Annotated in this window: 27 protein-coding genes; 15 read left to right on the forward strand and 12 right to left on the reverse strand. The window is 63.0% G+C overall.

Annotation, left to right across the window (positions count from 1 at the left end; all coding sequences use genetic code 11):
* Positions 1-3: 3 nt before the first annotated feature.
* From grxD to ROE7235_RS00445, 5 genes are all read right to left on the reverse strand, one after another.
* Positions 4-366 (reverse strand): Grx4 family monothiol glutaredoxin, encoded by a 363-nt coding sequence (gene grxD / locus ROE7235_RS00425; protein ID WP_121092683.1) that lies wholly within the window; start codon positions 364-366, stop codon positions 4-6.
* 188 nt (positions 367-554) lie between these two features.
* On the reverse strand, positions 555-797 hold the full coding sequence (locus ROE7235_RS00430; protein WP_121092684.1) for a BolA/IbaG family iron-sulfur metabolism protein: 243 nt from the start codon (positions 795-797) through the stop codon (positions 555-557).
* 54 nt (positions 798-851) lie between these two features.
* Entirely contained in the window at positions 852-3017 is a 2166-nt protein-coding gene (gene purL, locus ROE7235_RS00435; RefSeq protein ID WP_121092795.1) for a phosphoribosylformylglycinamidine synthase subunit PurL, read from the reverse strand.
* 84 nt (positions 3018-3101) lie between these two features.
* On the reverse strand, positions 3102-3668 hold the full coding sequence (locus tag ROE7235_RS00440; RefSeq protein WP_183073227.1) for a class I SAM-dependent methyltransferase: 567 nt from the start codon (positions 3666-3668) through the stop codon (positions 3102-3104).
* A 375-nt stretch (positions 3669-4043) separates the two neighbouring features.
* Positions 4044-4943, reverse strand: a complete 900-nt coding sequence (locus ROE7235_RS00445) for a LysR family transcriptional regulator (RefSeq protein ID WP_121092686.1) — start codon at positions 4941-4943, stop codon at positions 4044-4046.
* A 276-nt stretch (positions 4944-5219) separates the two neighbouring features.
* On the opposite strand from ROE7235_RS00445, the gene ROE7235_RS00450 reads away from it, so the two are divergent.
* The 6 genes from ROE7235_RS00450 (at position 5220) to ROE7235_RS00475 (ending at position 12936) form a co-directional block, all read left to right on the forward strand.
* Complete coding sequence (locus tag ROE7235_RS00450) at positions 5220-6032, forward strand: glutamate racemase (protein WP_121092687.1); 813 nt, start codon at positions 5220-5222, stop codon at positions 6030-6032.
* A 69-nt stretch (positions 6033-6101) separates the two neighbouring features.
* Positions 6102-7130 carry an N-acetyl-gamma-glutamyl-phosphate reductase gene (gene argC / locus ROE7235_RS00455; RefSeq protein WP_121092688.1) on the forward strand — a complete coding sequence of 343 codons (1029 nt, stop codon included), beginning with the start codon at positions 6102-6104 and terminating at the stop codon, positions 7128-7130.
* Between the two features lie 12 nt (positions 7131-7142).
* Positions 7143-7604, forward strand: a complete 462-nt coding sequence (gene ccmE, locus ROE7235_RS00460) for a cytochrome c maturation protein CcmE (RefSeq protein ID WP_121092689.1) — start codon at positions 7143-7145, stop codon at positions 7602-7604.
* A 78-nt stretch (positions 7605-7682) separates the two neighbouring features.
* Positions 7683-8045: a SpoIIAA family protein gene (locus ROE7235_RS00465; protein WP_121092690.1), complete on the forward strand. Its 363-nt coding sequence runs from the start codon at positions 7683-7685 to the stop codon at positions 8043-8045.
* 144 nt (positions 8046-8189) lie between these two features.
* Positions 8190-11639, forward strand: coding sequence for a chromosome segregation SMC family protein (locus ROE7235_RS00470; RefSeq protein WP_121092691.1), 3450 nt, complete (start codon positions 8190-8192; stop codon positions 11637-11639).
* A gap of 52 nt (positions 11640-11691) precedes the next feature.
* Positions 11692-12936: an MFS transporter gene (locus ROE7235_RS00475; protein ID WP_121092692.1), complete on the forward strand. Its 1245-nt coding sequence runs from the start codon at positions 11692-11694 to the stop codon at positions 12934-12936.
* A gap of 63 nt (positions 12937-12999) precedes the next feature.
* Here ROE7235_RS00475 and ROE7235_RS00480 read toward each other — a convergent pair whose 3' ends face one another.
* Positions 13000-14157 carry a BaiN/RdsA family NAD(P)/FAD-dependent oxidoreductase gene (locus ROE7235_RS00480; RefSeq protein WP_281272821.1) on the reverse strand — a complete coding sequence of 386 codons (1158 nt, stop codon included), beginning with the start codon at positions 14155-14157 and terminating at the stop codon, positions 13000-13002.
* Positions 14158-14258: 101 nt separating this feature from the next.
* Here ROE7235_RS00480 and ROE7235_RS00485 point away from each other — a divergent pair, with 101 nt between their 5' ends.
* The 4 genes from ROE7235_RS00485 to ROE7235_RS00500 are packed head-to-tail and all read left to right on the forward strand — an operon-like array spanning position 14259 to position 17413.
* On the forward strand, positions 14259-14990 hold the full coding sequence (locus ROE7235_RS00485) for an endonuclease/exonuclease/phosphatase family protein (RefSeq protein ID WP_121092694.1): 732 nt from the start codon (positions 14259-14261) through the stop codon (positions 14988-14990).
* Between the two features lie 36 nt (positions 14991-15026).
* The gene (miaB, locus tag ROE7235_RS00490; RefSeq protein WP_121092695.1) at positions 15027-16346 is read left to right on the forward strand and encodes a tRNA (N6-isopentenyl adenosine(37)-C2)-methylthiotransferase MiaB; all 1320 of its coding nucleotides are present in this window, start codon (positions 15027-15029) and stop codon (positions 16344-16346) included.
* Position 16347: 1 nt separating this feature from the next.
* Complete coding sequence (locus ROE7235_RS00495; protein ID WP_121092696.1) at positions 16348-16704, forward strand: CidA/LrgA family protein; 357 nt, start codon at positions 16348-16350, stop codon at positions 16702-16704.
* Complete coding sequence (locus ROE7235_RS00500; RefSeq protein ID WP_121092697.1) at positions 16697-17413, forward strand: LrgB family protein; 717 nt, start codon at positions 16697-16699, stop codon at positions 17411-17413. The genes ROE7235_RS00495 and ROE7235_RS00500 overlap by 8 nt, the downstream gene beginning before the upstream one ends.
* On the opposite strand, the gene smpB is transcribed toward ROE7235_RS00500, so the two are convergent.
* The 4 genes from smpB to ROE7235_RS00520 all read right to left on the reverse strand — a co-directional run bounded on the left by smpB (position 17410) and on the right by ROE7235_RS00520 (position 20323).
* Positions 17410-17883, reverse strand: a complete 474-nt coding sequence (gene smpB, locus ROE7235_RS00505; protein WP_121092698.1) for an SsrA-binding protein SmpB — start codon at positions 17881-17883, stop codon at positions 17410-17412. The two genes, ROE7235_RS00500 and smpB, sit on opposite strands and share 4 nt — an antisense overlap.
* Positions 17884-17916: 33 nt before the next feature.
* A complete protein-coding gene (locus tag ROE7235_RS00510) occupies positions 17917-18624 on the reverse strand; it encodes an NYN domain-containing protein (RefSeq protein ID WP_121092699.1) in 708 nt (235 codons plus the stop codon).
* A gap of 74 nt (positions 18625-18698) precedes the next feature.
* Positions 18699-19133 carry a GNAT family N-acetyltransferase gene (locus tag ROE7235_RS00515; protein ID WP_121092796.1) on the reverse strand — a complete coding sequence of 145 codons (435 nt, stop codon included), beginning with the start codon at positions 19131-19133 and terminating at the stop codon, positions 18699-18701.
* A 62-nt stretch (positions 19134-19195) separates the two neighbouring features.
* Complete coding sequence (locus ROE7235_RS00520; protein WP_121092797.1) at positions 19196-20323, reverse strand: S-(hydroxymethyl)glutathione dehydrogenase/class III alcohol dehydrogenase; 1128 nt, start codon at positions 20321-20323, stop codon at positions 19196-19198.
* Between the two features lie 171 nt (positions 20324-20494).
* Between ROE7235_RS00520 and ROE7235_RS00525 the strand changes: the two genes are divergently transcribed.
* The 5 genes from ROE7235_RS00525 to ROE7235_RS00540 all read left to right on the forward strand — a co-directional run bounded on the left by ROE7235_RS00525 (position 20495) and on the right by ROE7235_RS00540 (position 24733).
* Positions 20495-20827 (forward strand): DUF2794 domain-containing protein, encoded by a 333-nt coding sequence (locus tag ROE7235_RS00525; RefSeq protein ID WP_121092700.1) that lies wholly within the window; start codon positions 20495-20497, stop codon positions 20825-20827.
* A 49-nt stretch (positions 20828-20876) separates the two neighbouring features.
* A complete protein-coding gene (locus tag ROE7235_RS20775; protein ID WP_281272822.1) occupies positions 20877-21008 on the forward strand; it encodes a hypothetical protein in 132 nt (43 codons plus the stop codon).
* Positions 21009-21021: 13 nt separating this feature from the next.
* Positions 21022-22197: an aspartate aminotransferase family protein gene (locus ROE7235_RS00530; protein ID WP_121092701.1), complete on the forward strand. Its 1176-nt coding sequence runs from the start codon at positions 21022-21024 to the stop codon at positions 22195-22197.
* 77 nt (positions 22198-22274) lie between these two features.
* Positions 22275-23201 carry an ornithine carbamoyltransferase gene (gene argF, locus ROE7235_RS00535; RefSeq protein ID WP_121092702.1) on the forward strand — a complete coding sequence of 309 codons (927 nt, stop codon included), beginning with the start codon at positions 22275-22277 and terminating at the stop codon, positions 23199-23201.
* 80 nt (positions 23202-23281) lie between these two features.
* Entirely contained in the window at positions 23282-24733 is a 1452-nt protein-coding gene (locus ROE7235_RS00540) for a protein adenylyltransferase SelO (RefSeq protein ID WP_121092703.1), read from the forward strand.
* Here the strand turns inward: ROE7235_RS00540 and ROE7235_RS00545 are convergent.
* Together ROE7235_RS00545 and ROE7235_RS00550 are read right to left on the reverse strand one after the other, a co-directional pair.
* The gene (locus tag ROE7235_RS00545; protein WP_121092704.1) at positions 24730-25146 is read right to left on the reverse strand and encodes an EVE domain-containing protein; all 417 of its coding nucleotides are present in this window, start codon (positions 25144-25146) and stop codon (positions 24730-24732) included. The two genes, ROE7235_RS00540 and ROE7235_RS00545, sit on opposite strands and share 4 nt — an antisense overlap.
* Positions 25146-25421 (reverse strand): YciI family protein, encoded by a 276-nt coding sequence (locus ROE7235_RS00550; protein ID WP_121092705.1) that lies wholly within the window; start codon positions 25419-25421, stop codon positions 25146-25148. The genes ROE7235_RS00545 and ROE7235_RS00550 overlap by 1 nt, the downstream gene beginning before the upstream one ends.
* Positions 25422-25423: the final 2 nt, after the last annotated feature.

Here is a 25423-nt window from a genome sequence, read left to right on the forward strand (position 1 = left end):
CGTTTACGCGTTGGCTTCGCGGATCTTTTCGGCAGCATCCTTATCAAAGCTGACACCTTTGGTCGCGAAGAGCTGATCCAGCTCGCCCGACAGGGTCATCTCTGTCACGATATCGCAACCGCCGACGAATTCGCCTTTGACGTAGAGTTGCGGAATGGTTGGCCAGTCGGAGTATTCCTTGATGCTATGACGGACATCTTCATCGGCCAACACGTTCACATCGGCGTAGTCCACACCCATGAAGTTCAGCACCCCGGCCACGCGGCTGGAGAAACCGCATTGCGGCATGGTCTTGGTGCCTTTCATGAACAGCACCACGTCGTTACTTTTCACGGTCGTGTCAATCTGGGTCTTTGCGTCGGTCATTTTCCGCTTCCTCTGAGGCCGGTTTTGAGGCGATAGCTTTGGTATGGAGGTAATAAACGAATGCGTATAGGGCAAGCCCCGCGCCAAGAATCATAATCCCGGTCATCTCGCCGAAAGTGCTTTCCAGCCAACGGGTGAAAGCGGTTTCGCGATACCGCTCCAAACTTGCGAGGGCCGGACCCAGCGGTCTACTCCGGGGCTTTGGTGGTCAGGGCGAGCGCATGCAATTCGCCGTGGCTCCCGTCCATTTTGCCTTTCAAAGCTGCATAGACGGCGCGTTGTTGCTGCACGCGGTTCAACCCGCGAAAGCTCTCGTCAATCACCTCTGCCGCATAGTGATTTCCATCGCCTGCGAGGTCTGTGATGGTCACTTGCCCATCGGGAAAGCTCTGTTTCAGCAGTGTTTCGAGTTCTACGACACTTATGGCCATGCTTTGGTCCCTGTCTGGTCACGCGAAGATAGGTAATCCCAGCGTTTTGGTGAATCAAGCCGCGCCGATGGCTTTGGCGAAACTGCCCCGATAAAGTGCGGACAATTCGGCCAGGGGCGCGCTGTCGCGGCCCAGTTTGACGGTATCGCCACCGAAGCGGCCAACCATGGCCACGGTCACACCGGCCTGACCTGCCGCCACCATCAGCGCCTCTGCCTGATCGAAGCTGGCGGCGACAAGGTAGCGTGCCTGATCCTCGCCGAACAGCTGGCCGATATTGCGGATGTCGAGCGCAACGCCGATCCCTGCGGCTTCGGCCATTTCAAACGCGGCGAGTGCAAGCCCGCCATCCGACAGGTCGGTCGCGGCCCGCGCGCAAATCCGGTTCGCGCGTAGGAACTCGCCGTTCCGGCGCTCGGCGTCCAGATCGACATAAGGGGCGTCGCCCGCCTCTATCCCAGCGGCTTCGGCCAGAAGAGCGGATTGGCCCAGATGCCCCGTCGTCTCACCGATGACAATCGCCAGATCACCCTCGGCAGGCAGGCCCGCAATCATATCGCCCATGTCCGCGATCAGACCGACCGCGCCAATGGTGGGTGTGGGCAGGATGGGTGCGCCATCGGTTTCGTTATACAGGCTCACATTGCCCGACACGATGGGCATATCCAATGCTGTGCAGGCCGCCCCGATGCCTTGAATAGCACCCACGAACTGGCCCATGATCTCGGGTTTTTCGGGGTTGCCGAAATTCATGTTGTCGGTGCTCGCCAATGGGGTCGCTCCCACGGCGGTCAGGTTGCGGTAAGCTTCGGCCACGGCCTGTTTGCCGCCCTCGAACGGGTTGGCCCGCACATAGCGCGGGGTCACATCGCTGGTAAAGGCCAGCGCTTTGTTAGTCCCGTGCACGCGCACAACACCCGCGCCAAGACCGGGGGTGCGGATGGTGTCGCCCATGACCTGACTGTCATACTGCTCCCACACCCACGCTTTATGGGCGTAATTGGGCGAGGAGATGAGCGCGCGCAGCCCGTCCATCGGGGCTATCGCGGGCAGGTCGGTCAGGTCGTCCGCGACGGGTGTCTCCACCCACGGGCGGTCATATTCCGGCGCGCTTGACGACAGTTGCGACAGTGGCAGATCGGCCACCACGTCATTGCCATGCACAATGAGAAAGCGATCCTCTGCAATCGTCTCGCCGACGATGGCGAAATCCAGGTCCCATTTGACGAAAATCGCGCGGGCCTCTGCCTCCATCTCAGGCTTCAGAACCATGAGCATGCGTTCCTGAGATTCGGACAGCATCATCTCGTAGGCCGTCATCGCCGCTTCGCGTTGCGGCACGTCATCGAGTTGCAGCTTCACACCCAAACCGCCCTTGTCGCCCATTTCCACGGCCGAGCATGTCAGGCCCGCGGCCCCCATATCCTGAATGGAAATCACGGCACCCGATGCCATCAGTTCCAGACACGCTTCCAGCAGGCGCTTTTCGGTAAACGGGTCGCCCACCTGCACGGTGGGGCGTTTTTCTTCTATCGTTTCGTCGAATTCAGCGCTGGCCATGGTTGCGCCGCCCACACCGTCGCGACCTGTTTTGGCCCCAAGGTAAACCACGGGCATGCCGACACCGCTGGCGGCGGAATAGAAAATCTTGTCCGCATCTGCCAGACCGGCTGCAAAGGCATTTACAAGGCAATTGCCGTTATAGGCCGGATGGAAGCGGACTTCGCCGCCCACGGTTGGCACGCCGAAACAGTTGCCATAACCGCCCACGCCCTGCACCACGCCCGATACCAGATGCGGGGTTTTTGGATGGCCGGGTTCCCCGAAGCTGAGCGCATTCATGGCCGCAATCGGCCGCGCGCCCATTGTGAACACGTCGCGCAGAATGCCGCCCACGCCTGTCGCAGCCCCCTGATAGGGTTCGATGTAGCTGGGGTGGTTGTGGCTTTCCATCTTGAAGATCACGGCCTGCCCGTCACCGATATCGACCACGCCCGCATTCTCGCCCGGCCCGCATATCACCTGCGCTCCGGTGGTCGGCAGGGTGCGCAGCCATTTCTTCGAAGACTTATAGGAACAATGCTCGTTCCACATGGCCGAGAAGATTCCAAGTTCGGTGAAACTTGGCGTGCGACCGATGATTTCCAACACCCGGTCGTATTCGTCGGGCGACAGGCCATGCGCTGCGATCAGTTCCGGGGTCAGGGCAGGGTCGGTCATCGGCGGCATCCTCTCAGGCAGGCTTCCAGCCTCTTAGGGCATCATGTGTCCAAGAAAAAGGGGGCAAACGCCGATCTTGCCCCGTCAACCTCGGGCCAAGGCCCATTGGCCACCGGGACCGGCGGCCGCAATCTGCCACGGCTGCATGCGCGTAAACTCTTGCACTGCGCGGAACACGCCGTGGTGTTGATGGGCGGGATTGATCTGCCAGTCATCACCCAGAATGACTCCATCCGTAGCAATATGGTCTGACAACGCCAGAAGCTCGGTCAAGGTCGCTGCGTAATCATGCGAGGCATCCAGATAGGCGAAGTCAAGCATGTCCGCCAGGCTGTCGCGGCAAGCGGGAAAGCGGTCTTCGAGCAGAACTGCCTCGACCTCATCAAAAGCCGTGACGCGCGCGCGGGCCTCATCGCGGGCCTGTGCCGTGGGCAAAGTGTCGTCGGCGGTATAGGCCTTGCCCCAGCCAAAGGTTGCGCCCAACTTGGTCCAAGGATCTATCAGGTATAGCTTGCGCGGCGCGATTGTCTGGCAGATGATTTCACTGAAATGCCCGCGAAAAACTCCGATTTCCGCGCCAACACCGCCTTTGCGTGCATATCGTAAAATCCATCGGCGCTGTGAAAGGCGATCCAGTTCCCGCTGCGGCATTGGAAATGCAGCCTCACCGCGCCCTAAGAAATCTGTATTGGCAGAGGTTTGCGGCATAGGGTGTTCCCAACATAAGGCACATGGTCGCGCGCGGGTCATCGTCGACGCATCTGATACGCACACTCCGATGGGGCGAAAGCAGCGCTGGCTGGCGTTTTGCGACTGGCCACTTCACAGAGCGCCTAGCGTAAAAAAAAGGCCGAGCGCAATGCTCGGCCGAAGTCCAACAGGGAGGTTAAGACATGAAAGATCCTCAATCACGTCTTACTTGCCTATTAAATGACCATCTACTTGCTACGCAAGTTAAATTCCCCTGCGACGCAAACAACTCCGATATGCGTTGCACACATGCCTCAGGCGCGCCCAAAAAACCCGCTAGGGTTGAAGCTGGCGCGCACGCCTATACGCTTGAATTTCCTGCACGACGAAATCGCGAAAAGCCCCGATCCGTCGCGAATGGCGCAATTCCTCTGGGAAGGCCAGAAAGACAGGAATATCGCCGCTCGAGACCTCTGGCAGGACATGCACCAGTTCCGGGAAATCTTCTGCGACGTAATCGGGCAGAACCCCGATTCCCAGATGGTTCAGCACCGCCTGCAACACCCCGAAGTAGTTATTGACCGTAAAGGTCGACCGCAGCGGGCGGGCATTCAACTCTCGGATAAGTTGCGAGCCGACACTGACCTGCGCAGAGGTCACGTTCTGCGAGATCAGGCGATAATCCGACAGGTCGTCGACAATCGCAGGTGTCCCGTTCGCGCGCAGGTATTCAGAGGTCGCGAATAGTCGCATGTTCACATTCATCAGGCGTTTGCGGATCAGGTCAGCCTGGCTTGGTTCTTTCATGCGGATCGCGACATCGGCTTCGCGCATCGGCAGGTCGAGCACGCGCTCTTCCAGCATCAGGTCGATCTTCAGCTCCGGATATTGCGCGTAAAGCGCGGGCAGGCGCGGCGCTAGAAACAGCGTCCCGAAACCCGTGGTCGTCGTCACACGCAACTCGCCGAACACCTCGTCCTCGCTGTCGCGGATGCGCGCAGAGGCGGTTTCCAGATCGCGCGACATCGACTTGGTGGCGTTGAACAGCAGTTCGCCCTGCTCGGTCAGGATCAGTCCGCGCGCGTGTCGGTGAAACAGGCTGGCATCCAAGGCCTCTTCCAACGCACGGATCTGGCGGCTGACGGCGGATTGCGACAATTGCAGCGCGTCTCCGGCATGCGTCAGGCTGCCGGCATCGGCAACGGCGTGAAAAATTCTCAGCTTGTCCCAATCCATCGCGTCAATGTCTTTGCTCTGTTTCCGCAATCACTCTGCCGCGTCTTATGCCCAAACGTCGGCTCAGGAAAGCGCGACCTGCTCAATAACATGTTTTCAGGCGCATTGCGTGCCAAAAGGCTGCCCGTTGCGCGTTCGCTGTGCGAAAGGCGTGGGCCGCGACGGCGCAGATGGGACAAAGAACAGGATGGATTTTCGCGCCCATGCGGCCTAATCATGCAACGATTGCCCGCAACGGTATTGCCGTGCGGGGCGCAACGACCAAGGATTAGGCAGATGGCAGTCGGCGTGTTCGATTCGGGCTTGGGCGGTTTGACGGTGCTGGGCGCTCTGGTGGACAAGCTGCCGGACGTGCCGTTCGTTTATTACGGTGACAACGCGCACACCCCTTATGGCACCCGCAATCCGCAAGAGATTTTCGATCTGACCTGCGCGGGGGTCGAACGGCTCTGGGCCGAGGGGTGCGATCTGGTCATTCTTGCGTGCAACACCGCCTCTGCGGCGGCGCTGAAACGGATGCAGGAAACATGGGTGCCCGCCGACAAGCGCGTGCTGGGCGTGTTCGTGCCGCTGATCGAAGCGTTGACCGAACGCCAGTGGGGCGACAACTCCCCCCCGCGTGAGGTGGGTGTCGGGCATGTTGCGCTCTTTGCCACGCCCGCGACCGTCTCCAGCCGCGCGTTCCAGCGCGAACTGGCGTTCCGCGCCATCGGCGTCGACGTAGAGGCACAGCCCTGCGGTGGCGTGGTCGATGCGATCGAGTTGGGCGACATGATCCTCGCCGAGGCGCTCGTGCACAGCCATGTCGAATCGCTCAAGCGCCGGATGCCCCATCCCCAAGCCGCCGTTCTGGGCTGCACGCACTATCCGCTTCTCGAAGAGGCGTTCCGCGCCGCGCTCGGCCCAGATGTTGCCGTCTATTCCCAGCCCGACCTGGTGGCCGACAGCTTGTCGGACTATCTTGCCCGCCGCCCCGAAATGATCGGGCCGGGGCAGGCATCCGTCTTCCTGACCACGGGCGATCCGGCCAACGTCTCGCGCAAGGCCACGCAATTCCTGCGTCGCCAGATTACCTTTCAACCGGCCTGATCTTCATCTTGCCCCAAATACTCACGGCACGCCGCTGGCCTGCCCGCGCATCCGACAGGGGACCGCACCATGACCAAAAACATCGCAATCCTTGGCGCGTCGGGCTATACCGGCGCAGAGCTTGTGCGCCTGATCTCCACCCATCCCGACCTGCGGATCGCGGCGCTGACCGGCGAGCGCAAGGCGGGCCAGCCCATGGCTTCGGTGTTTCCGTTTCTGCGCCATCTGGATCTGCCCGACCTGTGCCGCATCGACGAGGTGGATTTCGCCAAGATTGATCTTGCCTTCTGCGCGTTGCCCCATGCGACCAGCCAAGCGGTCATAAAGGCGTTGCCCGGTGATCTGCGCGTGGTGGACCTGTCCGCTGATTTCCGTCTGCGCGACCCTGCGGCCTATGAAAAGTGGTATGGCCAGCACCATGCCGCGCCCGAGTTGCAGGCAGAGGCCGTCTACGGTCTGACCGAATTCTACCGCGCGCAGATCAGCGGCGCGCGTCTGGTCGCGGGCACGGGCTGCAACGCGGCCACCGGCCAGTATATCCTGCGCCCGCTGATAGAGGCGGGGTGTATTGATCTGGACCGAATCATTATGGATCTGAAATGCGGGGTTTCGGGCGCGGGACGCGCGCTCAAGGAAAACCTGCTGCATGCCGAATTGTCCGAGGGCACAGCGGCTTATGCCGTGGGCGGCACACACCGGCATTTGGGCGAATTCGATCAGGAATTCTCGGCCATTGCCGGGCGCGAGGTCCGGATCCAGTTCACACCGCATCTGCTGCCAATGAACCGTGGTATCCTTGCGACCGCGTGGCTGGATGGCGATGCCGACCGCATTCACAACGTCTTGCAAGCGCGCTACGCCGATGAACCTTTCGTGAAAGTGCTACCTTTTGGCACAACCCCGTCAACTCATGATGTGCGGGGATCGAATTTCGTGCATATTGGCATTGTGGGCGACCGTATACCGGGGCGCGCTCTGGTGGTGGCTGTGCTGGACAACCTGTGCAAAGGGTCCAGCGGGCAGGCGGTGCAGAACGCAAACCTTATGCTCGGTCTGCCCGAGACGACTGGCTTGATGGGTGCGCCCGTCTTTCCATAACGTGAGGATGAGATGAAAAGCCTGAAGAAAACCCGCCGTATCCAGATTATCGCCGTTGCGGCGGTAGCGCTGGCCCTATCGACCGCGCTGATCGGGTATGCGATGCGCGACGGGATCAATTTCTTCCGCTCACCCAGCCAGGTGGTCGAAACCCCGCCCGAACCGACCGAAGTTTTCCGCATCGGTGGCCTGGTAGAACCGGGGTCCATCGTGCGCGGCCAGTCCGATACAGTCATCTTCCGCGTGACTGACGGCCCTGCATCTGTCGAAGTGCATTTCCGAGGGATCTTGCCGGACCTGTTTTCGGAAAACGAAGGCATGGTTGGCACCGGGCGGCTGGTCGACGGTGTGTTCGTGGCCAGCGAAATCCTCGCCAAGCATGACGAGACCTATATGCCACGCGAAGTGATGGAAGCGCTGAAAGAGCAGGGCGAATGGCGCGGGCCGGACCCGCAGGCCGAACCGCAAACCTAAGCGCGCGCGCTGATCTGGGTCAATTCCGGATGCACGGGGCAATGCTACACTCTTCTTTCAGCGAAAGGAGTGTGGCACATGACGATCGAATATCGAGAAGATGACGCAACCCGCGTGGCCGAAATCATCGTGCATGGCAAAATCACGATGGATGACTACACCGCAGCCGTAGAGCCGATGCAGGCCTTCATTGACCGGCACGGCAAGGTCAAGTTCATCGAGGTGATCGAAAGCTTTCAGGGTTTCGATCCGTCCATGTTGTGGCCCGGCATCAAGTTCGACTGGCAGAACATTCCAAAGATCAGCCATGTCGCGGTTGTGTCGGATCTTGGCTGGATCGGCCCGATGTCAAAAGCCGCAGGCGCGGTTATCCACTCGCAGGTGCGGTTTTTCGGAATGGAAGACCTCGACGCCGCGCGCGACTGGATCGCGTTGGCGTGACACCCGGCCGACTGGCGTTGTCGGGCGGCGCGTATTGGACCATATGTTGTGGATAAGTTATATTTATGCACAGCATGCAGTCAAGTTGCTTGACTCTGCGCTTCGTCCCTTGCCAAGCTAACCGCTGTTACAACGTGGTCGCCCATGCAATTCACCCGCCTGCGCCTGAACGGTTTCAAGAGTTTTGTCGACCCGACGGATTTGATAATCCATCCGGGCCTGACCGGCGTGGTCGGGCCGAACGGCTGCGGAAAATCCAACCTGCTGGAAGCCCTGCGCTGGGTCATGGGCGAAAATCGCGCCAGCGCGGTGCGTGGCGCGGGCATGGAAGATGTGATCTTCGCGGGGACCGACAGTCGCGGCGCACGTCATTTCGCCGAAGTCACGCTTCAGCTCGACAATTCCGCGCGTCTTGCCCCGGCGGCGTTTAACCATGCCGACACGTTGGAGGTGGTCCGCCGCATCACCCGCGACGCGGGCAGCGCCTATCGCATCAACGGCAAAGAGGTGCGCGCGCGCGATGTTCAAATGCTGTTCGCCGATGCCTCGACCGGCGCGCATAGCCCGGCGCTGGTGCGGCAGGGGCAAATATCCGAACTGATTTCCGCCAAACCCAAGGCCCGCCGCCGCATTCTGGAAGAAGCGGCGGGCATTTCCGGCCTGTATCAGCGCCGTCACGAAGCCGAATTGCGGCTGCGGGCGACCGAAACCAATCTGGAGCGCATCGGCGACGTGGTCGAGCAACTGGCGGGGCAGCTTGCCGGCCTTGCACGGCAGGCAAAACAGGCCGAGCGCTACCGCAAGATCGGGGCGGAGTTGCGCCACATTGAAGGGCTTTTGCTGTATGCGCGCTGGCGCGAAGCCGACCATGCCCGCACAGAGGCCGACGCGACACTGCGCGCGGCACTCACAACATTGGCTCAGGCAGAGACCGCCGCGCGACAGGCCGCGCTTGCCCGGACAGAGGCCGATGGCAAGCTGGACCCGTTGCGCGAGGAATCGGCAGTTGCGGGCGCGGTGCTGCAACGGTTGGCGGTCGAGCGGCAGACGCTGGATGCCGACACCGAACGCGCCGATGCGCGGCTGCGCAGCCTGCGCGCGCGCATTGCCCAGTTGGACCAAGACATCACCCGCGAAGAGGCGCTGAACACCGACGCCCATGACACGCTCGCACAGCTAGAGGCAGAGGCGTCGGCACTGGAAGAGGCCGCCAGCGGCGAAGAGGCCCGCCAGCACGCCGCCGACGCGGATATGGAGGCCTGCGCGGCCCGTCTGGCCGAAGCAGAGGCCGCGCATAGCGCTGCAACCCAACAGGTTGCAGGACTTGTGGCCGAAGCGCAAAGCGTCGCCCGCGCGCTGGAAGAGGCCGAACGTCAGGCCGCCCGCGCACAGGATCAGGCGGCAACGGCACAGACCGCGCAGGATGAAGCTGTGACAGAGCTAGAGCGCGCGGTCGCCGCGCTCGCGCATGCCGAGGATGAGGCGACCGCAGGCGAAGACCTTGCCACCCGCGCCGATGCGGCGCTTGGCCAGACCGAAGCCGCTCGCGCTGCGGCCCAAACGACAGAATCAGAGGCGCGTGCCGCACTCTCAGAGGCAGAGGGCACCGCCCGCAGCCTGCGTTCTGAAGAGGCCGCGCTTGCCAAGCTGGTCGCGCGTGACACGGATGGGACAGCGCAGCTTATCGACCGGCTGCGGGTGGCACCGGGGTATGAGCAGGCGCTGGGCGCGGCGCTGGCCGACGATCTGCGTGCTCCGGTTGCGGATGGCGGGTCCGGTTGGGCCGCCTTGCCCGCGTATCCCGCGCCAGCGCCTTTGCCGGCACTGGCCGACCCGTTGGCCCCACATGTTACCGGCAGCGATGTGCTGCTGCGCCGACTGTCGCAGGTGGGCATCGTGTCACCGGAACAGGGGGCCACGCTTCAGGCGGCGCTTGCGCCGGGTCAGCGACTTGTCACGCGGGCGGGCGATCTGTGGCGCTGGGATGGGCTGCATGTTGCCGAACGGGATGCCACGAGTACCACTGCGTTGCGGCTGGAACAGCGCAACCGTCTGGACGCGTTGCGCCCCGAGTTGGCGGTTGCGGAGCAGTCCGCGCAAGAATTGCGCGATGACCACGCCGCCCGCAAGGCGCGGCTGGATGCGCTGGTTGCCGCCGAGCGTCAGGCCAGAGAGGCCCGCAAATCCGCCGAAGCCCGGCAGGCAGAGGCCATGCGCGCGCGCTCGAAAGCGGCGGCAGCGCGGGATATGGCGCAGTCGCGGCGCGATTCGGCGCATGCCCAGTCCGAGCGCGCGCGCTTGGAACTGGCCGAAGTGAGCGACCGTCTGGACGGGCTGCGCGAAGCGCACGCGGCCTTGCCGGATTTGACTGACGCCCGCGCGGGTGTAGATGCACTTGCCGCCCGCATGGCAGAAGCGCGCCGCGCCTCACTTGCTGCACAGAGCGAGGCTGACAGGTTGCGCCGCGACAGTGCATCGCGTGCCCGGCGCGCGCAAGAGGTCGCCACATCATTGTCAGGATGGCGCGCGCGCTTGGAAACGGCCAGTGATCGTGTTGCCGATCTGAGCGCGCGGCGCGCCGACGCCGAGCGCCGCTTGGCAGATGCCCGCCAAGCGCCTGCCGAACTGGCCGAAAAGCGTGCCGCGCTGCATCATGAAATGTCCCGCGCCGAGGCGCGCGCCGCCGCTGCCGAGGATGCGCTAAAGGCGGGCGAGGGTGCCGCGCGCGCCGCGGCTGACACAGAGCGCGCCGCCGAACGTGCCGCCGCCGACGCGCGCGAAGGCCGTGCCACGGCAGAAGCCCGCCATGAGGCCGCACAAGAGGCTGCCGCGCGGGCTGCGACCCGTATTGCAGAGGAACTGGAAAGCACCCCGCAAGCGTTGTTGGACGATCTGGCGATTGACCCCGACGATTTGCCTGACCCGCGTGGGCTGGAAGACAGCTTGACCCGATTGCGGCGCGCGCGCGACGCGCTGGGCGCGGTGAACCTGCGCGCCGAAGAGGACGCGCGCGAGGTGCAGCAGGAACATGACAAATTGGTGCAGGAAAGCGCGGACCTAGAGGCGGCCATTGCAAAACTGCGCGCCGGGATCGCCGCCCTGAACCGCGAGGGGCGCGAGCGCCTGCTCGACGCGTTTGACAAGGTGAATGCCAATTTCTCCAACCTGTTCCAGCATCTGTTCACAGGCGGGGAGGCGCGGCTGGTACTGGTCGAATCCGATGACCCGTTGGACGCGGGGCTGGAGATCATGTGCCAGCCGCCGGGCAAGAAACTCTCGACGCTGTCGCTTTTGTCCGGCGGAGAGCAGACGCTGACCGCGCTCGCGCTGATCTTCGCGGTGTTTCTGGCCAACCCCGCGCCAATCTGCGTGCTTGACGAAGTGGATGCGCCTTTGGACGATGCCAATGTCGCGCGCTTTTGCGACCTGCTGGACGAGATGACGCGCCGCGCCGACACAAGGTATCTGGTCATCACCCACAATGCCATTTCGATGGCGCGTATGGACCGGTTGTTCGGTGTGACGATGGGCGAACGCGGCGTCAGCCAGTTGGTCAGCGTGGATCTGACACAGGCCGAGGATATGGTCGCTTGACCACCGTGTTTGTTTTGAACATGTTAAGCGCATCTTTTCGCAAGGTGCCGCCATGCAAGACCGCTCTCATGCGCCGCTGATAACGCCGGTCCTGATTGGCGGTTGCATCATCATCATGATCAGCTTTGCCATCCGGGCAAGCTTTGGGGTGTTCCAGATCCCGATTGCAGAAGAATTCGGCTGGCTGCGTGCCGAATTCTCGCTCGCGATTGCGGTCCAGAATCTGGCTTGGGGTGTGGGCCAGCCGTTGTTCGGGGCACTGGCCGAACGCTTCGGCGACCGTCGCGCCATTGTCCTTGGGGCCCTCGTCTATGCGTTGGGACTGGTGCTGTCGTCTTTCGCGGTCACGCCGGGCGCGCATCAGATGTTGGAAATACTGGTCGGCTTTGGCGTAGCCGGCACCGGGTTCGGGGTTATCCTTGCCGTTGTCGGGCGCGCCGCGTCGGATGAAAACCGCAGCGTGGCGCTGGGCATTGCGACCGCCGCGGGCAGCGCGGGACAGGTTTTCGGCGCGCCTGTGGCCGAGATATTGCTGGGCTTTTACAGCTGGCAAATGGTGTTCGTGATTTTCGCGGCGGCCATTTTGCTGGTCCTTCTGGCACTGCCGATGATGCGCGCGCCCACCCCGGCCAGCCGTGCAGAACTGGAGCAAAGCATGGGGGCTGCACTGCGGCAAGCCGCGCGCGACCCGAGTTTTGCGCTGATCTTTCTGGGCTTTTTTTCCTGCGGTTACCAACTGGCCTTCGTGACGGCGCATTTCCCCGCCATGGTGACAGAGATGTGCGGACCTATCGACCCGAACGGCATGCTGGCGGGGTTTGGCATAACCACCACATCCGCCTTGGGCGCGGTGGCGATTTCGTTGATCGGGCTGGCGAATATCGCAGGCACGATTTTCGCGGCATGGCTGGGCAACCGGTATTCCAAGAAATACCTTTTGGCGAGCATCTACATGGCGCGCACCGTGGTTGCGGCGGCGTTTATCCTGTCGCCCATCACGCCGGGATCGGTGTTGCTCTTCTCGCTGATCATGGGGGCGCTGTGGCTGGCAACCGTGCCGCTGACATCGGGACTGATCGCGCATATCTACGGGTTGCGCTACATGGGCACGCTATACGGGATCGTGTTTTTCAGCCATCAGCTTGGCAGCTTTATGGGCGTTTGGCTGGGCGGAGAATTGTATGACCTGTATGGCGACTACACTTTGGTATGGTGGATCGGCGTGGGCGTGGGGCTGTTTTCAGCCATCGTGCATTTGCCCGTGCGCGAGCGGGCGTTGAACGCGCGGCCAATTTAGGGGGCGTTGCCCCCATCGCCCTTCGGGCGATTCCCCCAGGATATTTTTGCAAGGATGAATGGGCTAGATTTGCGCGGCGTGGATGCCCGCCCAATGTCCGGTCGCAAGGCATGCGGTGAGCAAGTAACCGCCTGTCGGAGCCTCCCAGTCGAGCATTTCACCCGCCGCAAAGGTGCCGGGCCATTTGTGCAGCATCAGGCCATGGTCAAGTTCGGGGCGGGCGATGCCGCCCGCAGTCGAAATCGCCTCTGCAATCGGGTGGGGCGCACCAAGGGGCAATGGCAATGCCTTGAGCGCGGCGCCGTCCGGCGTGCGGGTGCATTCGTTGACAAGCGCCAGTCGCGCGCCGGTCAAGCCAAGCGCTTTGCGCAGGCGGTTGCCGCGCGATTCCTTGGCGGGACGGCGGGCCAGACGGGTGTCGAGCGTCGCAGCGTCAAGATCGGGGAAGAGGTCGAGCACGAGGGGCGCCCCCTCCCGCAAGCGGCGCGAGAGGGCGTATATGCCGCCGCCTTCGACCCCGCGCGCGCTGAGCACGAATTCTGCGCGCAGGCTCTGGTCCCCCGCGCTGAGCCCCACACCCTTGACCGGCTGGCCGAAATGAGGGTGCATATAGTCGGACCATGCGACCGAAAAGCCCATATTTGCGGGCTGGAACGGCGTGCAGATGATGCCGCGCGCCGCGAGATGGGGGCGCCAGCCGCCGTCCGATCCAAGACGCGGCCAGCTTGCGCCGCCGAGCGCGAGCACGGCCACGCGTGGGGCAAGTTGGCGCGGCCCTTCCGGCGTGGCGAAATCGAAGTCACCGCCGGTCCAGCGCCAGCCGCGCCGCAGAGTGACGCCATGGGCTTCGAGCCGCGCCAGCCACGCCCGCAGCAGTGGCGAGGCCTTCATCGCACGCGGAAATATCCGCCCGGACGAGCCGGTGAACACTGGCTGGCCCAAACTCTCTGCCCAGCGACGGATATCATCGGGACCAAAGGCGTGGAGCATGGGGGCAAGCCAGTCGCCTGCATCCGCGAAGGTCGCGATCTGGTCGGGCAGGGGGGCGGCGTTGAGCAGGTTCAGCCCTGTTTTTCCGGCCATCAGGAATTTGCGCGCCGGCGACGGCTTGGCCTCGCATATCGTGACGCGGCGGCCTGCGCGGGCCAAAACCTCTGCCGCCATCAGACCAGCCGGCCCGGCGCCGATGACCAGCGCATCGCATGTGTCTGACTGCGTCACGGACTGCCTCTTGGTAACGGTTTTTTCACCTGCGCGCGCTATTGTGGGATTGTGCACAACCTCGCATAGTCTGGAAGAAGGAGAGTGCCAAGGCTGCATCCATGACGATTGTCGGTTCTTACAACATACATAAAGCGGTCGGGGCCGATATGCGGCGTGATCCGGGCCGCGTGGTACAGGTAATCGCGGAACTTGGGGCCGATATTGTCGCTTTGCAAGAGGTTGATCGGCGCTTTGGCGACCGGCGCGGGGTGCTGGACCCTTCCCGCTTGGCGCAAGAAACAGGGCTGACGCCGGTGGTCCTGACCCACCGGCTGGGAAGGGCAGCGCATGGTTGGCATGGCAACCTGCTGCTGTTGCGCGGGGCAGATGTGGAACAGGCCGAGGCAGTGACGCTGCCGGGGCTAGAGCCGCGCGGTGCCATCGTGGCAGATATCCTTTTGCACGGCCAACCCTTGCGGCTGATTGCGGCCCATCTGGGCCTGTTGCGGCAGTCGCGCCTGGTGCAGGCACGGTTTCTGGCCCGCCATGTCGGCGCACCGGATGGACGACCGACGCTGGTGATGGGCGATTTCAACGAGTGGCGTCTTGGCGCGGATTGCGGGTTGATGCCGTTGCGCCGTGAATTGCGCACGGTCAAACGATCTGCCAACACGCGGCCCAGCTTTCCCGCGCGGATGCCAGTTTTGCCGTTGGACCGGATCATGGCCAGCCCGCAACTGGACCTGCATGACCTGCGCGCGCATAACAGCCCGCTTGCGCGCCGTGCGTCTGACCATTTGCCCTTGCGCGCGGTGCTTCGCTTGCCCCGGACCCAAAGCGCGGTTATGTGACCGGCCAGCAACCACGACAGCAAAAAGGGGCCGGGCATGGCCGAGGCGAAGAAGCTCTTCATCAAGACCTATGGCTGCCAGATGAATGTCTATGACAGCGAGCGCATGGCCGAGGCGCTCGGCACATCCGGCTATGTCACAACAGAGCGCGCCGAAGATGCCGATATGATCCTGCTGAACACCTGCCATATCCGCGAAAAGGCGGCGGAGAAGGTGTATTCCGAACTGGGCCGGTTCAAACCCTTGAAGGCGGCCAACCCGGCGTTGAAAATTGGCGTCGCGGGCTGCGTGGCGCAGGCCGAGGGAGAAGAGATCATGCGCCGCCAGCCGCTGGTTGATCTGGTTGTCGGCCCGCAAACTTATCACCGCCTACCCGCGATGGAGGCGGCGGTGCAAAACGGGGCGCGCGCGGTCGATACCGATTTTCCCGAAGAGGATAAATTCGACCACCTGCCCCGTGGCCCGCGTGCCACCCGTGGCCCGACCGCGTTTCTGACCGTGCAGGAAGGCTGCGACAAATTCTGTGCCTTTTGCGTCGTGCCCTATACGCGCGGGGCGGAAGTGTCGCGCCCGGTCGACCGCATCATGACCGAGGCGCGCGACCTGGTCGCGCGCGGCGTGCGCGAGATTACCTTGTTGGGCCAGAATGTGAACGCCTATCACGGGCAGGGCGACGGGGGCGACTGGACATTGGCGCGCCTGATCCGCGCCCTGGCCAAGGTTGACGGGTTGGAGCGCATCCGCTTCACCACCTCGCACCCCAATGACATGGAGGATGACCTGATCGCCGCGCATGGCGATGAGCCGAAGCTCATGCCCTATCTGCACCTGCCCGTGCAATCGGGCAGCGACCGCATCCTCAAGGCGATGAACCGCAAACACACCGCCGAAAGCTACCTGCGGCTGATCGAGCGTTTGCGCGCGGCGCGCCCCGACCTTCTGCTGTCGGGCGATTTCATCGTCGGCTTTCCGGGCGAAACCGAGGCCGATTTCGAGGATACGATGGCGCTGGTGCGCGCGGTGCATTACGGTCAGGCCTACAGTTTCAAATATTCCGCGCGACCCGGCACGCCTGCGGCGGAACGCGAAACCGTCGCTGACGATGTGGCGACCGACCGGCTGCACCGGCTGCAATCGCTTTTGACAGAGCAACAACGCGCCACGCAAACCGGCATGGTCGGGCGCGAACTGTCGGTTCTGTTCGAAAAACCCGGCCGTCTGCCAGGGCAGTTGATCGGGAAATCTGAATACCTGCACGCGGTGCATGTGCGCGCGCCTGCCGACCAGATCGGCCAGATTGCGCGGGTGCGTGTGACCGAGAGTGTCACGAACTCTTTGGCCGCCGAAGTAATCTGACATGATCCGGGTCTTTGCCCTGATCCTGTGCTGCCAACTGGCGGGTGAGGCCGCGGCGCGCAGTCTGGCCTTGCCCGTGCCCGGCCCGGTTCTGGGGATGGCGGGCCTGTTCGTCCTTATGCTGGCCAGCCCGCGCGTGGCGCAGGCCGTGCGCCCCGTGGGCGACGGGATATTGCGCCACTTGTCCTTGTTGTTCGTGCCTGCTGGCGTGGGCATCGTCGGTCACTTGCGTCTTTTGGGCGAAAACGCTTTGGCAATCGGCGTGGCGCTTATCGCCTCTACCGTGCTGGCAATTGCAGTCGGTGCGCTGGTGTTTCGGGCCGTGGCGCGACTGACCGAAGCCAAGCCCGATGCGTGATTTCACCGAAATCTGGTCCTATCTGGCAGCGGGTCCGCTGGTTTGGCTCACCGCCACTCTGGTCGCCTATCTGCTGGCAGATGCGCTTGCCGCCCGTCTGGGCCGCGCGCCGGTGGCAAACCCCGTGGCGGGAGCGGTGGTGTTGCTGGCCTTGCTGCTATGGGCCACCGGCACCAGCTACGACACGTATTTCGAGGGCGCGCAATTTGTCCATTTTCTGCTCGGTCCGGCAACGGTCTGCCTTGCCGTGCCGCTTTGGGCGCATCGTGCCACCGTGCGCCGCGCCGCCCTTCCAATTGTCGCAGCGCTCTTGGCCGGGTCGTTGACCGCCGTTGCCGTGGCGTTGGCCTTGGGCCGGGCATTCGGACTGTCGCCCGAGATGCTGGCAACGCTTGCGCCCAAAAGCACCACTGCGCCCGTCGCGCTGGGGATCAGCCAGTCGCTCGGCGGCTCGCCGACGCTGACGGCGGTGCTGGTGGTGTTGACTGGCATGGTCGGCGCCGTGGTGATCACGCCGATGATGAATGCGCTGCGTATCACCGATTGGCGGGCGCGCGGGCTGGCCGTGGGGGTCGCCGCGCATGGGATCGGCACGGCGCGGGCGCTTCAGGTCAACCCGCAGGCCGGCGCGTTCGCGGGCATTGGCATGGCGCTGAACGCGATCGTCACGGCGCTGCTTGCCCCGTGGTTGCTGGCGCTGTTCCTCTAGCCGTGCTCTTTCAGCAGACGGCGTTTTTGCTTGTCCCAGTCGCGCTTGGCCTCTGTCGCGCGCTTGTCCGCAACTTTCTTGCCCTTGCCGACGGCAATCTTGATCTTCACCAACCCGCGATGGTTGAAATACATCACCAAGGGCACGAGCGTCATGCCCTGCTTGGCGGTGGCGGCCCATAGTTTGGCCAGCTCCTTGCGCGATGCCAGCATCTTGCGCCGCCGCCGCTCGTCATGGCCAAAGGTCTTGGCTTGCAGATAGGGGGCAATGTAGCTGTTCACCAACCATAGTTCGCCGTCTTCCACTGCCGCATAACTTTCGGCAATATTGGCCTTGCCACTGCGCAGCGATTTCACCTCAGAGCCTGTCAGCATGATCCCGCATTCCAGGTCTTCCTCGATCGCGTAATCATACCGCGCGCGGCGGTTCTCGGCGATGATCTTGTAATTCGGGTCGGATATCTTGGCCATGCGACCGCAGATAAGGCCGCAACCCCGCCATGTCTAGGGCTTCAGCCGCACCTGCATCGCGTTGCCGGTGGTTTTACGCAGCTCGAACACGCCCGCGCGTTGCACCAATTCGCTCAGTTTCGCACAGCCATAGTTGCGGCTGTCGAAATCGGGATTTGCAGCGACGATAAATTGTCCCAGCGGGCCAAGCGAGAACCACTCTTCATCCTTGTCGATCGCCTGCATCGCCGCCTTGATCAGCGGAATCGCTTGCGCGGGCTGCGCCTTCCCAGTGGATTTCGCAGCATCGGGCGCGGCCTCTGGCAGGATATTCTCGACGAATATGAAACGCTTGCACGCCTTGCGAAACGCTTCCGGCGTTTTCTGCTGGCCGATGCCGTACACATCCAGCCCCTGTTCGCGAATGCGCGAAGCCAGCCGCGTGAAATCGCTGTCGGAGCTGACCAGCACGAACCCGTCGAACCGCCCTGAATGCAACAGGTCCATCGCGTCGATCACCAGCGCAATGTCAGAGGAATTTTTACCCACGGTATTGGCGGGCTGATGGTGCGGCACCAGTGCCAGGCTCGGCAACTTGTCCTGCCAGCCCGACATCTGGCTGCGCGAGAAATCGCCGTAAATCCGCCGCACGCTCGCTTCGCCCAAGGCCGCGATTTCCTCGAAAATCGCCTCGACCCATTTGGGCGAAGAATTGTCGGCGTCAATCAGAACCGCCAGAAGCGGTATTCCCGCGCGTGCCATATGCTTGTCCCTTCATCTTGCCCCAAATACTCTGGGGGAGCCGCGCGGCATCGCGCGGCGGGGGCGAAGCCCCGTCACAGCCCCCGATACATGACCAGCGCGTCGACGTAACCCTCTTTCGGGTGCCGGAATGCGCCCGGCAGGCGTCCCACCACGTCGAAGCCGTATTGCTGCCAGAGTGCTACGGCCCGGATGTTGGTTTCGATCACGAAATTGAACTGCATCGCCCGAAATCCGGCGGCCCGGGCGCGGTCCAGCGCATCTTCCAGCATGGCGCGGGCGACGCCTTTGCCCTGCGCATCCGGTGCTGTCACAAACCCGCAATTGGCTACATGCGCGCCGCCGCCCTGCTGGTTCGGGCACAGGTAATAGCTGCCAACCGCAACGCCATCCGATGTCGCCAGAAACGCGCTATGGGTGCCACTGCACCAGAGCGCTAGCGCCTCCTTGCGGGTGATGGCCGGGTCCACCGCGTAAGTCTCGCCGCTGCGAAAGACCGGCTCAAGCATCGCCCACACCGCGATGCTGTCAGCTTCGGTGGCGGGTCGTATGTGGACCCGGCCTTTTGCGCTCAAAACTCCACCACCGCGCGGATGGATTTGCCTTGGTGCATCAGCTCGAACCCCTCGTTGATCTGGTCGAGGCTCAGTTTATGCGTGATCATCGGGTCAATCTCAATCTTGCCCGACATGTACCAGTCGACGAATTTCGGCACATCCGATCGCCCCTTGGCCCCGCCGAACGCCGTGCCTTTCCAGACGCGGCCCGTGACAAGCTGGAAGGGGCGGGTGCTGATTTCGGCGCCCGCGGGGGCCACCCCGATGATGACCGACACGCCCCAGCCGCGGTGCGAACATTCCAGCGCGTCGCGCATCACACCGACATTGCCAGTCGCGTCGAAGCTGTAATCCACGCCGCCGATCGCGTCGTCGCCGCGCTGCGTCAGCCGCGTGATCTCGGCGGTCACGCTCTCGACCTTGGACGGGTTGACGAAATGCGTCATCCCGAATTTGCGCGCCATTTCTTCCTTGCCGTCGTTCAGGTCGACCCCGATGATCATGTCCGCGCCCGCCATGCGCAGCCCCTGAATGACGTTCAGGCCAATGCCGCCCAGCCCGAACACCGCCGCCGTCGACCCGATTTCCACGCCTGCCGTGTTGATGACCGCGCCGATCCCCGTGGTCACGCCGCAGCCAATGTAGCAAATCTTGTCGAAGGGCGCGTCGTCGCGAACTTTCGCCAGCGCGATTTCGGGCAGGACCGTGTGGTTGGCAAAGGTCGAGCAGCCCATGTAATGGTAAATCGGCGTGCCATCGAGCATGGAAAACCGCGTCGTGCCATCGGGCATCAGCCCCTTGCCCTGGGTGCCGCGAATGGCAGTGCACAGGTTCGTCTTTCCCGACCGGCAGGAATAGCACTCGCGGCATTCGGGCGTGTAAAGCGGGATGACATGGTCGCCCGGTTTCAGCGTGGTCACACCGGCGCCCACCTCCAACACAATGCCCGCCCCCTCATGGCCCAGAATGCTTGGAAACAGCCCCTCGGGGTCCGCGCCAGAGCGCGCGAACTCATCCGTGTGACAAATGCCCGTGGCCTTGATCTCGACCAACACCTCGCCGGCCTTGGGCCCGTCAAGGTTCACCTCCATGATTTCCAACGGCTTTCCGGCCTCTAGGGCAACTGCGGCGCGCGTGCGCATGGGGAATCCTTCCTGTGAATTTGTCTTGGCGCGCAGCATGGCCCAGCCGCCGGGTCGCGTGCAAGTCTGTCCGCGCCAGTTTGCTGCTGAAATGCGCCCCATGTTCCAGCGGGTGGGCCTGCGCAGGTATCGGGGGTTGATTTCCGGCAGCAAGCGTCACACTCTCAATTCATGAACATGCAAGCCTCGTCCCGGTCAATGGTGTCTCAGGTCAGTTTTGACCGGCGCGAACTTGGCGTTATCCTGTCGTTATACGGGCGCATGGTCGCGGCCGGCGAATGGCGCGATTACGGGATTTCCTGCCTGAGCCAATGTGCGGTGTTTTCGGTGTTCCGCCGCACCGCCGAGCATCCGCTCTACCGGATCGAAAAACATCCCGCGCTGCGAAATCGCCAAGGCATGTATATGGTGATCAACATGGATGGCCAGATCCTGAAACGCGGGCATGATCTGGCGCAGGTGCTCAGGGTTATCGAGCGCAAATCGCTGCGCGTGGTGGACTGACCGTTTACAGCGCGAGCGACCTAGAGTATCGCGATCTGCATGACCGTGCATGTCTCTTTCGCTATTGCAGTGCGACGCCGCCCCGGCGCGTGATCTGTCCTGCGCAGGCCTGCGCGCCCTTTACACCATAACCTATGTTGACTTGGCCGCGCCGCTTTGGCAGGTCAAGGGCTTCTTTTGACGGGATATTGCCCATGAACGCCCCCTTTCCGCCGGTACTGCCGACCTATAACCGCACGTCCCTGTCCTTTGTCGCGGGCGAAGGCGCGTGGCTGACGGAGGCGTCGGGCGCGCGATATCTGGACCTGACATCGGGGATCGCCGTGAATGCTCTGGGCCATGCGCACCCGGAACTTGTGGCGGTGCTGACCCGGCAGGCGCAGGCTTTGTGGCATGTCTCGAACCTCTACACCATCCCGGCACAGGAACAGCTTGCGCAGGCGCTGGTGGACGCAACCTTCGCCGATACCGTCTTTTTCACCAATTCGGGGACAGAGGCTGCGGAACTGGCGCTGAAAATGGTGCGCAAATACTGGTATGAGGCGGGTGAAGAGCGCCCCACCATCCTGACCTTCGAGGGCGCGTTTCACGGCCGCTCCACCGGCGCCATCGCCGCCGCCGGGTCGGACAAGATGACCAAGGGGTTCGGGCCACTCATGCCCGGTTTCAAGGTGTTGCCATGGGGCGATCACGACGCCCTGACAGCGGCGCTGGATGATAGTGTCGCCGCCGTCATGCTCGAACCCGTACAGGGCGAAGGCGGGATCCGGCCCCTGCCGGATGCCTGTCTGAAGGGTCTGCGCGACGCCTGCGACCGGACCGGGGCGCTGCTGGTGCTGGACGAGGTGCAGTGCGGCATGGGGCGCACCGGACGCCTGTTTGCGCATGAGTGGGCAGGTATTGCGCCCGATATCATGATGGTCGCCAAGGGTATCGGCGGCGGCTTTCCGCTCGGTGCGGTGCTGGCGAATGCCCGCGCGGCAAGCGGCATGACAGCGGGTACGCACGGCTCTACCTACGGGGGCAACCCTCTGGCCTGCGCCGTGGGTGCCAAGGTTGTCGAGATCATCACCGCGCCGGGTTTTCTGGAAGACGTCCGTCGCAAATCCGCCAATTTCCGCCAGAGCCTTGAGGGGCTTGTCGCCGCCCATCCCGAAATATTCGAGGGCGTGCGCGGGCAGGGCCTCATGCTTGGACTGAAATGCCGCGCCCCGGCCATCGATCTGGTCAAAGCAGCGCAAGCCCAGCACCTTCTGACGGTGCCTGCAGCCGATAATGTCGTGCGTCTGCTGCCGCCGCTGACCATCACCGAGGAGGAATTGGCAGAGGCCGTCGTCCGCCTGGACGCTGCTGCCCGGACCCTTGCCTGATTTCATCCTTGCCCAAATATCCCGGGAGCGCGAGGGCAGCGCCCTCGCATCCTCTCTTAGCCAAAAGGCTCGACACCATGCCACATTTTCTGGACATCCACAGCACTGACAAGGCGGCTTTGCGCGCCATGATTGATAGTGCCTGCAAAATGAAAGATGCCCGTGCCGGCCGCCCCAAGGGTATGCCCGATGACGACAAACCGCTTCAGGGCCGCATGGTTGCGCTGATTTTCGAGAAGCCCTCGACCCGCACACGCGTCAGTTTCGACATGGGAGTGCGCCAGATGGGCGGTCAGAGCATGGTGCTGTCCGGCTCTGAAATGCAGCTTGGCCATGGCGAAACCATTGCCGACACCGCCCGCGTGCTGTCGCGCTATGTCGACATGATCATGATCCGCACCTATGAGGAAACGGTGCTGCACGAACTGGCCGAATATGCGTCAGTGCCGGTCATCAACGGGCTGACCAATGCGACCCATCCTTGCCAGATCATGGCCGATATCCAGACCTACGAGGAACATCGCGGCCCCATTCGCGGCCGCCGCGTGGTCTGGCTTGGCGATGGCAACAACGTCTGCGCGTCATTCCTGCACGCTGCGGGGCAATTCGGCTTTGACATGGTATTTGCCGGTCCTGATGCGCTTGACCCCGATCCGCAGGCGGTGGCGTTCGCCCGTGATCGTGGCGTGCATGTCGAGATCATGCGCGATGCGGCCCGCGCCGTGGCCGGTGCCGATCTGGTCGTGACCGACACATGGGTCAGCATGCATGACAGCCAGTCGAACCGCGAACGCCGGCACAACCTGCTGCGCCCCTATCAGGTCAATGACGCGCTGATGGCGCATGCCAAGCCCGATGCGCTGTTCATGCATTGCCTGCCTGCACACCGCGAGGAAGAGGTGACGAATGCCGTCATGGACGGTCCGCAATCCGTGGTGTTTGACGAGGCCGAGAACCGGCTGCATGCACAAAAAGCGGTGATGCGCTATTGTCTGGGCGTCTGATCCTCCGTAATGGCCGGTCCCACTCTGGCCGTTATGCCACAGGCGGCTTACCTGTCCGTTAAAGCAGCCAAGGATCATCCATGTCTATCGCCTTCGACAACAGCTATGCCCGCGACCTGACCGGCGCTTATGTGGCCGCCATGCCGCAGGGCTGGCCCGACCCGCAACTGGCGCTTTTGAACACCGCTTGGGCCGAAACGCTTGGTCTGGACACGGGGTTTTTGCAAACCCCGGATGGTGTGGCGATGCTGTCGGGTCATGCGGCCCCTGAAGCGGCGCAACCCATTGCCCAAGCTTACGCTGGCCACCAGTTCGGTGGGTTCAACCCGCAACTTGGCGACGGGCGCGCCTATTTGCTGGGCGAGGTTCTGGCCCCCGATGGCGCGCGCCATGACATCCACCTGAAGGGCGCGGGGCGCACGCCTTTCGCGCGCGGCGGCGACGGGCGCGCGGTGCTGGGGCCTGTCCTGCGCGAATATCTGGTGTCAGAGGCGATGGCGGGCTTGGGCATCCCGACCACGCGCGCGCTGGCGGCGTGCACCACAGGCGACCGGGTGCTGCGCCAAAACGGGCTGGAGCCGGGTGCGGTGCTGGCGCGCACAGGCGCCAGCCATTTGCGCGTCGGCACGCTGCAATTTTTTGCCGCGCGGGGCCAGCCCGACATGGTCGCGCGGGTTGCCGACTATGCTATTGCGCGGCATGATCCCGATCTGGCGGGCACAGAGGGGCGGTATCTCGCCTTCCTGTCCCGCGTGGGTGCACGGCAGGCGCGGTTGGTGGCGCAATGGATGGGGGTCGGGTTTGTGCATGGCGTCATGAATACCGACAATTGCACCTTGTCGGGCGAAACCATCGACTATGGCCCTTGCGCCTTCATGGAGCGCTACGATCCCGCCACTGTCTTCAGCTCGATCGACCATGGCGGGCGCTATGCCTATGGCAACCAACCGGGAATTATCATGTGGAACATGGCACGTCTGGCAGAGGCCATGTTGCCGCTGATCGACCCGGATGAGGACCGCGCGGTCTCGCTTGCGACGGCCGCGGTCGAGGCGGTTCAGGACCAGTATCGCGCCGAATGGCTGGCGGTCTTTGCGCGCAAACTGGGGTTCGAGCGGGCCTGCCCCGAGGTTCTGGTCGATGACCTGCATCGCCTGCTAGAGGGGCAGGGGGTTGATTTTACAAATTTCTTCCGGATGTTGCCCGACGCTTTGACGGGGGACACCGCGACGCTTGCAGCGGAATTCAACGACCCGTCGGGCCTGTCCCCTTGGCTTGACCGGTTGCGCGCCGGATTGGACAATCCCGATACCGCTGCCGCCCGTATGCGCGCGGTCAATCCGATCTATATTCCGCGCAACCACTTGGTCGAACACGCTTTGGAGGCTGCGAGCGACTTGGGTGACATGGACCCGTTCCTGTCACTTCTGCAACATGTTCAGACACCGTTTACCCCGCGCGCGGACGGCGCGGCATTCGCCAGCCCCGCACCGCAGGACGCGCCCTCTGTCGTTACCTTTTGCGGAACCTAGACACCACCGCCGAGTTCGCAAATTACCGCCCATTCGTCGGCGCGCACCGGCTGCACCGAAAGGCGTGCCTGTTTCAGCAACGCCATCTCTGACAGGCGTGGGTCATTCTTGCACATTTCCAATGTGACTGGCTGTTTCAGCTTTGAAACTGCGCGAATATCGACACATTCCCAACGTGGGTCGTCGGTCGTGCTGTCGGGGTGGGCGGTGGCGATCACCTCGGCTATTCCGATCACGGCCTTGTCGCTTTGCGAATGATAGACAAAGGCGCGATCACCAAGCGCCATGTCGCGCATCATGTTGCGGGCTTGGTAGTTGCGTACGCCGTCCCACTCTTCGCCCGCATCACCTTTCGCGACAAGGTCGTCCCATGAAAACGCGTCAGGTTCGGATTTCATCAGCCAGTAGCGCATCAGCCGACAACCTTTTTCCATTCCTGCAAACGCACATCCGCGAACAGCCCGGCCATGGCGTAAGGATCATTCATGCCCCAAGCGGTGGCGGCGGCCATGTCCGGCAGGTCCAGCACGATCAGCGATCCGGCCATGTCGCCCGCATTATCCAGCAACGGCCCTGCCTGAACCACACAGCCGGTGTCGCGGATATAGTCCAGATGCGCGGCGCGGTTGGCTTTGCGGGTCTCCAGCGCACCGGGTTTGTCGGTGCAGACCATCATGAAAAGCGGCATGT

This window comes from Roseinatronobacter ekhonensis (genome assembly GCF_900499075.1).
Lineage (GTDB): Bacteria > Pseudomonadota > Alphaproteobacteria > Rhodobacterales > Rhodobacteraceae > Roseinatronobacter > Roseinatronobacter ekhonensis.